The organism is Gammaproteobacteria bacterium (assembly GCA_030680605.1).
Taxonomy (GTDB): Bacteria; Pseudomonadota; Gammaproteobacteria; order SURF-13; family SURF-13; genus JAQBXX01.
In genome coordinates this window covers 50,882-58,564 of the sequence record JAUXUQ010000009.1, presented here as the reverse complement: position 1 = coordinate 58,564, position 7,683 = coordinate 50,882, and the positions used below count along the sequence as shown (strand labels likewise).

The window sequence follows — 7,683 nt, the reverse complement described above, 5'->3', positions numbered from 1 at the left end:
TAGATGACGTAGCCGCCTGCCCGCAGCGCCTCCACGAGTTGATGGCCTTCGAGCAGGTTCGGCGGCGGGTCATACTTGCCGGCAGCTTCCGCTGACAGGCTTGGCAACGAAAATAACATCAACCCGGCCGTGAGTAAGGCGGCACAAAATGTACAAACCCAGTCAGCCTGGGTACTTGTCACCGCAGCCACTTTTTCACTTCGATATCGGGCTCAATTGACACAACCTTTGCGAGTATATTATGCAGCCTCTTCGGCTGCAAGACAGCAGATATTGTTGTTGATGAGCCGTAAGTCACCTGCCTGCGGCGACGGAGATTCACGGAAACATTGCGCGATGCCGCCTGGTGCCTTGCCTGCTGCCGCACGGCTTCACTCTCTTTGGCCCGCAATGGCGGAACATTCCGCCATTGCATTGCCATATTGCACTGGATAGTATGCAGTATTGGAGTTTTCAAGCAGCCTGGGTGAGCCATGGTTGGCGGGGCGCGTGACGCGGGGGTATCATGTTTCGGCTGCTGCGCTATTTTTCGATCGCGAGCCTGATCTCGGTGGTGCTGGCGACAGTTATCCTCGGCGCGCTCTACCAGCGTTATGCGGTGCAGCATCTGCTTGAACTGGGCGAGAGCAGCAATGTTACGCTGACCCATATTTTCTCAAATACCATCTGGCCGCAGTTCCGCGGCTTTTCTGAAGAAGCGGCGCGACTCGACGCCGGTGCCCTGAGGCTTCATCCCGACATCGCCCAGCTGCACCAGAAGGTGCTTGAGGAGATGCGCAATACCTCTGTGATCAAGGTGAAAGTCTACGCGCCCAGCGGTCGCACGCTGTTTTCGACGGAGCCTGAACAGATCGGCCAGGACAAAAGCACCAACTTTGGTTTTATCGGGGCACTTGAAGGACGGGCAATGAGCGAGCTGACTCACCGCGACACGTTCAGCGCCTTCGAGCAGCAGATCGAGAATCGCGATGTGCTATCCAGTTACGTCCCGATACGTCGCAACGCAGGCGCGCCTATCGAAGGCGTGTTCGAGATCTATGCCGACGTCACACCCCTGCTCGAGAACATCACATATAAACAGCGTTCCGTCATCCTGAGCGTGTCCGCAGTGCTGGCCCTGCTCTATGGCATCCTGTTCTTGATCGTCCGCCGCGCCGACGGGATCATCAGGAGACTGCAACACGAGAAACAACGCCGCACCGATCAGCAACTAGAACACATGGCCTACCACGACGCCATGACGGGCCTGCCCAACCGTGTGCTGCTACAGGATCGGATCAGGCAATCGCTGATTTCGGCGGAGCGCCTCAGTAATCAGCTCGCTGTGGCTTTTATCGATCTCGACGACTTCAAGATCATTAACGATTCCCTGGGCCATCACGTCGGCGACCAGGTGCTGCAGACCGTGGCGAAGCGTCTGGCAGCCTGCCTGCGCAAAGGCGACACCATCGCACGCGTCGGCGGCGACGAGTTCGTCCTGAGTTTACCCGGCATCCAGCCCAACGCTGATCTGCCCGGGATGGTACAGAAGCTGATTGATGCCACCGCCCTGCCCATCGAGATCGCGGGGCACAAGCTTCGTATCACAGCGAGTGTCGGCATCGCCATCTACCCCGATCACGGGCAAGACGTGGAGACGCTGATGCGCCACGCTGACATGGCAATGTACAGCGCCAAGAAGCTCGGCCGCAACCAGTCCCAAATATTCGCCGAGCACATGGATATGCGGGCGCAGCAGCGGCTGACCATGGAGAGAGAAATGCGGAGCGCCTTCGAGCAGGACGGGTTTGCGCTCCATTACCAACCCATCGTCACCATCGAGTCGGGCGCGAGCGTGATCGTCGGCGCCGAGGCGTTGCTGCGCTGGCCAAATGCTCACGGGGCCTGGATTTCACCGGCGGAATTTATCCCCGTGGCCGAGGAAAGCGGCCTCATCGTGGCGCTCGGCGAATGGGTGCTGCGCACCGCCTGCGCACAGAACAAGGCATGGCAGAGCGCCGGGCTCCAGCCCGTGTACATCGCGGTCAACCTTTCGGCACGCCAGATCACGCAGCCGGATTTGGTCGAGGTGGTGGCGGGGATACTGAAGGAAACCGGCCTCGACCCCGCCTATCTCAAGCTGGAATTGACTGAAAGCCAGATTATGCAGAACGTGGCGGCGGCCACCGACACGCTGACCAGGCTCAAAGCGATGGGGGTGAGGTTGTCTATCGACGATTTCGGCACCGGCTATTCATCGCTTGCCTACCTGAAGCGCTTCCCGATCGACACGCTCAAGATTGACCAGTCGTTCGTGCGCGACATCACCACCGATCCGGATGATGCGGCAATCTCCAAGACCATCATCTCCATGGCGCACGGTATGGGACTCACGGTGATCGCCGAGGGGGTCGAAACCGAGGGACAGAAATCCTTCCTCAGCGCGCACCATTGTGACGAGATGCAGGGCTATTTGTTCAGCAGGCCGGTGCCGACGGAGAAATTCGAAACCCTGCTTCTGGGGATAACGTCATCCGCATCGAAGCCCGGCCAGAGATCAACAAGTTAACGCATGAGACTGCACCGTCTGAACAAGCCAGGCACGCCCGTTTGCAGTAACAGGTATTTCTCCGCTACCGGATTTATCCCGGCGGCGCTTTATTGAGTTAATCAGGAGTCACAAAGCAAGGCTACATTACTTCAGGGTGTGACTGTAGTCTTACTTATTGACTTATCAGTAATCAAGAGTTCCAGAGTTATTTAATGGTGATGGTGGCCGTCGCCGGAGTGTGCGTGGCCGTGGGTCAGCTCTGCTTCGGTCGCGGCGCGAATATCGACGATCTCTACATCGAAATGCAGCGTCTTGCCCGCCAGCGGGTGATTACCGTCCAGCACCACCACACTGTCAGTGATCTCCACGATCGTGAGCGGGGCTTTCCCGTCCTCGGAAGTTACCAGCATGCCGGGGGCGATATCCATATCTGGCGGAAACTGATCCCGGGGCGCCTCGAACACGGCCTTGGGGTCTTTCTCGCCATAGCCTTCCACGGCGGGCACTGTCACCTGTGACTTGTAGCCCACATCTGTCCCCTCCAACGCGCGTTCCAGACCCGGGATGATGTTGCCATGGCCATGCAGGTAGCTCAGCGGCATGCCGTCCGCACTGCTGTCTAGCACGGTTCCGCTGTCGTCGGTGAGCGTGTAGTTCAGCGTCACAACCATGTCGTCGGCAGTTTTCATGGGGGTTCCTTTTGTCGTCTGAGAATATACGGTAAGCGCGTTACTATAACCCAACCCTGCCCCCGCCGAAAACGCTTTTGTGGGAAATAACCATACTAATCAAGACTACAGCAATACTTCGCCTGCGCAGCCATCTCGGTCAGATGAGCCCAATGGCGTTCGAACAACGACCAACCCGGAAGCTGATACATGGCTACGAAAGCGGGTAAAATCATGTTGAGGTTACTCCTGTCACGTCATATGCAACGAAGAAAATTGATAGCAATTACGTTAATTGAGGGCTGATGGTTAACAACGCCTTTCAGACAGACTCTCCGATTTGGCAGATCTAAAGAATCAGGGCTGCCAAAGTAAAGAGCCTTAGCGGTGATAGGGATGTTTCTTGAGAATGCTCCACGCACGGTAAATCTGTTCGGCGAGGACAATTCGCACCAGTGGATGCGGCAGGGTAAGCTTGGAGAGTGACCATGCCTGATCAGCGCGCTTGCGGCAGGCCTCGCTCAGGCCGTCGGGCCCGCCCACCAGTAGCGCGATATCGCGCCCACAGCCCAGCCACTGCTCCAGTTGTTGCGACAGTTTTTCGGTAGCCCACTGCACACCGCCCACATCAAGCGCAATCACCAGGGCATCCTTCGGAATCGCGGCCTGCATGCGCTCGCCTTCGTCGCGTACGCTGCGCGCAGGATCAGCGCCCTTGGTGCGTGCCCCGGGGGCGATCTCGACCAGTTGCAAACGGCACTCGGGCGGCAGGCGGCGTGCGTATTCCTCGTAGCCCCTGGTTACCCACGCGGGCATGCGGTTTCCGACCGCGAGCAGATGAATACGCAGCGCTTTACTCCCCGATCTTGCGGCTGCGCTTGGCGATGGCCAGCTTGTGGGCCACTGGTTTTGCTGGCTTTGGCTTTATTGTCTTCTTGCTGCTGGTAGCCGACTTCTTTTTTTCTGCTGGGCCCATGGCAGCCGCGGCCTTTTTCCCAGTCTTGGTTGCAGATTTTTTCACGACTTTCCTGGCAGGATTTTTATCGGCAGTTGCCGCGCTCTCAGCACGATGGGCCTGCGCTACAGTCGCTCCCGGCTTCCTGCCTCTCGCGACATTGGTACTTCCATGTACGGCATCACCCCACAGTTTTTCGAGGTTATAAAAATCGCGCACCTGCGGCAGCATCAGGTGCACTACCACGTCCCCCAGGTCCACCAGTACCCACTCGCCGGCCTGCTCACCCTCCATGCCAAGCGGGCGGTATTTATGCTCCTTCGCCTTTTCGACCACGGCAGCCGCCATGGCCTTGACCTGACGGTTGGAGCTACCGCTGGCAATCACCATGACATCGGTAACATCACTCACGCCATGAACATCCAGCACCGTGATGTCCTGCGCCTTCATCTCATCCAGCGTGTGTACGACCAGACTCTGTAACCGGTTCCTTTGCATTATGCTGCTGCCCTCACTGTGACTGTTTGTAAATCTGTTGCGATTGCACGATTCCCCTCACTGCGTCCGGCACCAGATAGCGAATGCTTTTGCCTGCCGCACACAGCGCCCGTATGCGCGAAGAGGATATATCGAGCGCGGGCACCGGCCATGGCAGAATGCAGCCTGCAGCTGACTTGCTGAGTGGCGCCGGGCTATCCACGCGGCGTTCTGAGAATATCTGCGCTACCTCACCTGCAATCGGCTTGTCGCATCCCGGCCGCTCCGCCACCACGATATGGGCCAAACCCATCAGCTCACGCCAACGATGCCAGGTGTGCAGGCCGAGAAAGGCGTCTTTGCCCATCACCAGGCACAGCGGAATACTGCCCAGTTCGTTGCGCAGGGAGGTCAGCGTATCCACGGTATACGACGGGCCTGTGCGCTGTAATTCGCGCTGATCCACAATCAGCCCCCGCTCACCCTCAATTGCCACCTCCAACATGGCAAGCCGTTGCGCACCGCTCGCTGCCAGGGGTGCTCGATGCGGCGGAACGCCGCACGGCATCAGATGCATTTCGCTTAAACCCAGGTCTTGATACAACTCGACAGCCAGCCGCAAATGGCCGTAGTGCACAGGATCAAAGCTGCCGCCGAGAATACCGATCATTGTTAAGGCAGTGGCGAGGAGCGAGTGGTGAGGGGCGTGTAAAGACCGGTATTTTTTACCTCGCTACTCGCCGCTCGTCCCTCGCTACTATTTTCTAATATGCCCATCGCCGATCACGATGAATTTCTGCGTGGTAAGCCCTTCCAGCCCAACCGGGCCGCGTGCATGCAGCTTGTCTGTGCTGATGCCGATCTCGGCGCCAAGGCCGTACTCGAAGCCATCGGCAAGTCGGGTCGAGGCGTTCACCATCACCGAGCTTGAGTCTATTTCACGCAGAAACCGCTGCGCGTGCGATAAGTCCTCGGTGACAATGGCGTCGGTGTGCGCCGAACCGTGCTGCGCGATATGCTCTATCGCCTCGCTCAAGTCTTTCACCACCCGCACCGAGAGTATCGGCGCGAGGTATTCGGTATCCCAGTCTTCTGCGGTTGCGGCCTTGGCACCCGGCATCTGCGCGCGCGCCGCGGCATCACCGCGCAGCTCGACACCGGCCTCCTGATACATCTTGCCGAGCTGCGGCAACACGCGCGGTGCGATGCTCTCGGCCACCAGCAGCGTCTCAGTGGTATTGCAGGTGCCGTAGCGCTGGGTCTTGGCGTTGTAGGCCACATTCACTGCCTTTTCAATATCGGCCTTGTCGTCGATATACACATGGCACACACCATGCAAATGCTTGATGACCGGCACTGTGGCCTCGTTGCTGATGCGTTCGATCAACCCCTTGCCGCCGCGCGGCACGATGACATCGACTGAGTCCTTCATGCGTATGAGCTCACCCACCGCAGCGCGGTCGGTAGTTTCAATGACCTGTATGGCGTCCTGCGGCAGGCCCGCACTCTGCAAGCCGGCGCGTATGCAGGCAGCGATGGCCTGATTGGAGTGCAGCGCCTCGGAGCCGCCGCGCAGTATCGCGGCATTGCCGGACTTGAGGCATAGCCCGGCGGCGTCTGCAGTGACGTTGGGGCGCGACTCATAGATGATACCGATCACGCCGAGCGGTACGCGCATCTTGCCCACCTGAAAACCGGCAGGGCGGTATTTGAGATCGGTGACTTCGCCGACCGGATCCGCCAGCGCTGCGATCTGGCGCAGACCTTCGGCCATGCCCTGAACCCGCTCCTGATTCAGCGTCAGCCGGTCGAGCATGGCGGCATCCAACCCATCCTTTTTCCCGGCCTCGACATCCTTGCGGTTGGCAGCCAACAGCGCCGCACTCTCACGCTCCATGCCTTCGGCCATGGCCAGCAGCGCGGCGTTCTTGGCTTGCGTATCGGCGCGCGCCATCTGACGTGCCGCTGCACGGGCACGCTGGCCAACATCCGCCATGTAGTTTTTAATGTCCATTACGTGCGCATACCTGTAAACAGTCGTACTCCACCGATGCCCAGCGCCAACTTCAGCAGTTCATCCCAGGCATTGCCTGCCTGCACACCCTTGATGATGCGTTCAATGCGCCCGGCGAGCAACAGCAAGTGTCGCCATGCGCGCAGCTTGTGGCGCACCAGCCCGGCCCTGACCAGTCCCTTGCGTTTCTCCCACACCTTGTGCCCCGCCAGCACCTGATCGACGCCCATGCCCTGGGAGCAATCATACGCCATCCGCGCCAGTGCGCGCACCTCACGCGCCAGCGCCCACAGCGCCAACACAGGATCAACACCCTCGGCGCGCAGGCTCTCAAGTATGCGTGTGCTGCGCACAGCATCGCCTGCAAGTGCGCTGTCTACCAACGCATAGATGTCAAAGCGGGCATTGTCCGCCACTGCTGCGGCCACTGCAGCAGCGTCAATTTCGGCAGCGCCATGCAGCAGATACAACTTTTCGATATCCTGCGCGCAGGCAAGCAGATTGCCCTCCACGCGCTCTGCCAGCAGCGCGACAGCCTCGTCGCTCGCCTTGATGCCGCGCGTAGCCAGCCGACGGCGGATCCATTCCGGCAACAGGCGTGCCTCAACCGGCCAGACTTGGAGCAGCAAGCCCACCGCATCCAGCGCACTCACCCATTTTGTTTTCTGAGTAGCGGCATCCAGCTTGGGACAGATGACCAGCAACACGCTGTCACCCGCCGCTTGCGCGGCATACTGTATGAGCGCGGCAGCACCGACCTCGCCCGGCTTGCCGGTGGGTAGGCGTAACTCGATCAGCTTGCGCTCGGCAAACAGTGATCTGTTCTGTGCGCACGCCGTCAGCGCGCCCCAGTCGAAGCTGCTGGCGGCCTGAAACACGATGCGTTCGGAGTACCCCTGCCCCCGCGCCGCACTGCGGATCGCGTCGCATGCCTCCTCCAACTGCAATGGCTCATCACCCGACACCAGCCACACCGGCGCCAGCCCCCGAGCGAGGCGTGCTGCCAGCTGGTCGGTGCGCAGCTTCATCGTGGCAGGAG

Annotated in this window: 7 protein-coding genes; 1 reads left to right on the top strand and 6 read right to left on the bottom strand. The window is 59.6% G+C overall.

Annotated elements, in window-relative coordinates; genetic code table 11:
- Positions 1-505 precede the first annotated feature (505 nt).
- Positions 506-2,548, top strand: a complete 2,043-nt coding sequence (locus Q8L89_04635) for an EAL domain-containing protein (protein ID MDP1708333.1) — start codon at positions 506-508, stop codon at positions 2,546-2,548.
- 191 nt (positions 2,549-2,739) lie between these two features.
- Here the strand turns inward: Q8L89_04635 and Q8L89_04630 are convergent, their stop codons facing one another.
- The 6 genes from Q8L89_04630 to holA all read right to left on the bottom strand — a co-directional run bounded on the left by Q8L89_04630 (position 2,740) and on the right by holA (position 7,672).
- Complete coding sequence (locus Q8L89_04630) at positions 2,740-3,219, bottom strand: peptidylprolyl isomerase (protein ID MDP1708332.1); 480 nt, start codon at positions 3,217-3,219, stop codon at positions 2,740-2,742.
- A 360-nt stretch (positions 3,220-3,579) separates the two neighbouring features.
- Entirely contained in the window at positions 3,580-4,047 is a 468-nt protein-coding gene (gene rlmH / locus Q8L89_04625; GenBank protein ID MDP1708331.1) for a 23S rRNA (pseudouridine(1915)-N(3))-methyltransferase RlmH, read from the bottom strand.
- Positions 4,048-4,051: 4 nt separating this feature from the next.
- Complete coding sequence (gene rsfS / locus Q8L89_04620) at positions 4,052-4,651, bottom strand: ribosome silencing factor (GenBank protein ID MDP1708330.1); 600 nt, start codon at positions 4,649-4,651, stop codon at positions 4,052-4,054.
- Positions 4,652-4,664: 13 nt separating this feature from the next.
- Positions 4,665-5,300 carry a nicotinate-nucleotide adenylyltransferase gene (nadD, locus tag Q8L89_04615; GenBank protein MDP1708329.1) on the bottom strand — a complete coding sequence of 212 codons (636 nt, stop codon included), beginning with the start codon at positions 5,298-5,300 and terminating at the stop codon, positions 4,665-4,667.
- Between the two features lie 87 nt (positions 5,301-5,387).
- Positions 5,388-6,644 carry a glutamate-5-semialdehyde dehydrogenase gene (locus tag Q8L89_04610; GenBank protein ID MDP1708328.1) on the bottom strand — a complete coding sequence of 419 codons (1,257 nt, stop codon included), beginning with the start codon at positions 6,642-6,644 and terminating at the stop codon, positions 5,388-5,390.
- The gene (holA, locus tag Q8L89_04605) at positions 6,644-7,672 is read right to left on the bottom strand and encodes a DNA polymerase III subunit delta (GenBank protein ID MDP1708327.1); all 1,029 of its coding nucleotides are present in this window, start codon (positions 7,670-7,672) and stop codon (positions 6,644-6,646) included. The genes Q8L89_04610 and holA overlap by 1 nt, the downstream gene beginning before the upstream one ends.
- Positions 7,673-7,683 lie beyond the last annotated feature (11 nt).

Coding starts and splice junctions, on each gene's coding strand:
- Q8L89_04610 (MDP1708328.1), bottom strand. CDS start 6,644: ATGGACATTAAAAACTACATGGCGGATGTTGGCCAGCGTGCCCGTGCA.
- rsfS (MDP1708330.1), bottom strand. CDS start 4,651: ATGCAAAGGAACCGGTTACAGAGTCTGGTCGTACACACGCTGGATGAG.
- Q8L89_04635 (MDP1708333.1), top strand. CDS start 506: ATGTTTCGGCTGCTGCGCTATTTTTCGATCGCGAGCCTGATCTCGGTG.
- holA (MDP1708327.1), bottom strand. CDS start 7,672: ATGAAGCTGCGCACCGACCAGCTGGCAGCACGCCTCGCTCGGGGGCTG.
- nadD (MDP1708329.1), bottom strand. CDS start 5,300: ATGATCGGTATTCTCGGCGGCAGCTTTGATCCTGTGCACTACGGCCAT.
- Q8L89_04630 (MDP1708332.1), bottom strand. CDS start 3,219: ATGAAAACTGCCGACGACATGGTTGTGACGCTGAACTACACGCTCACC.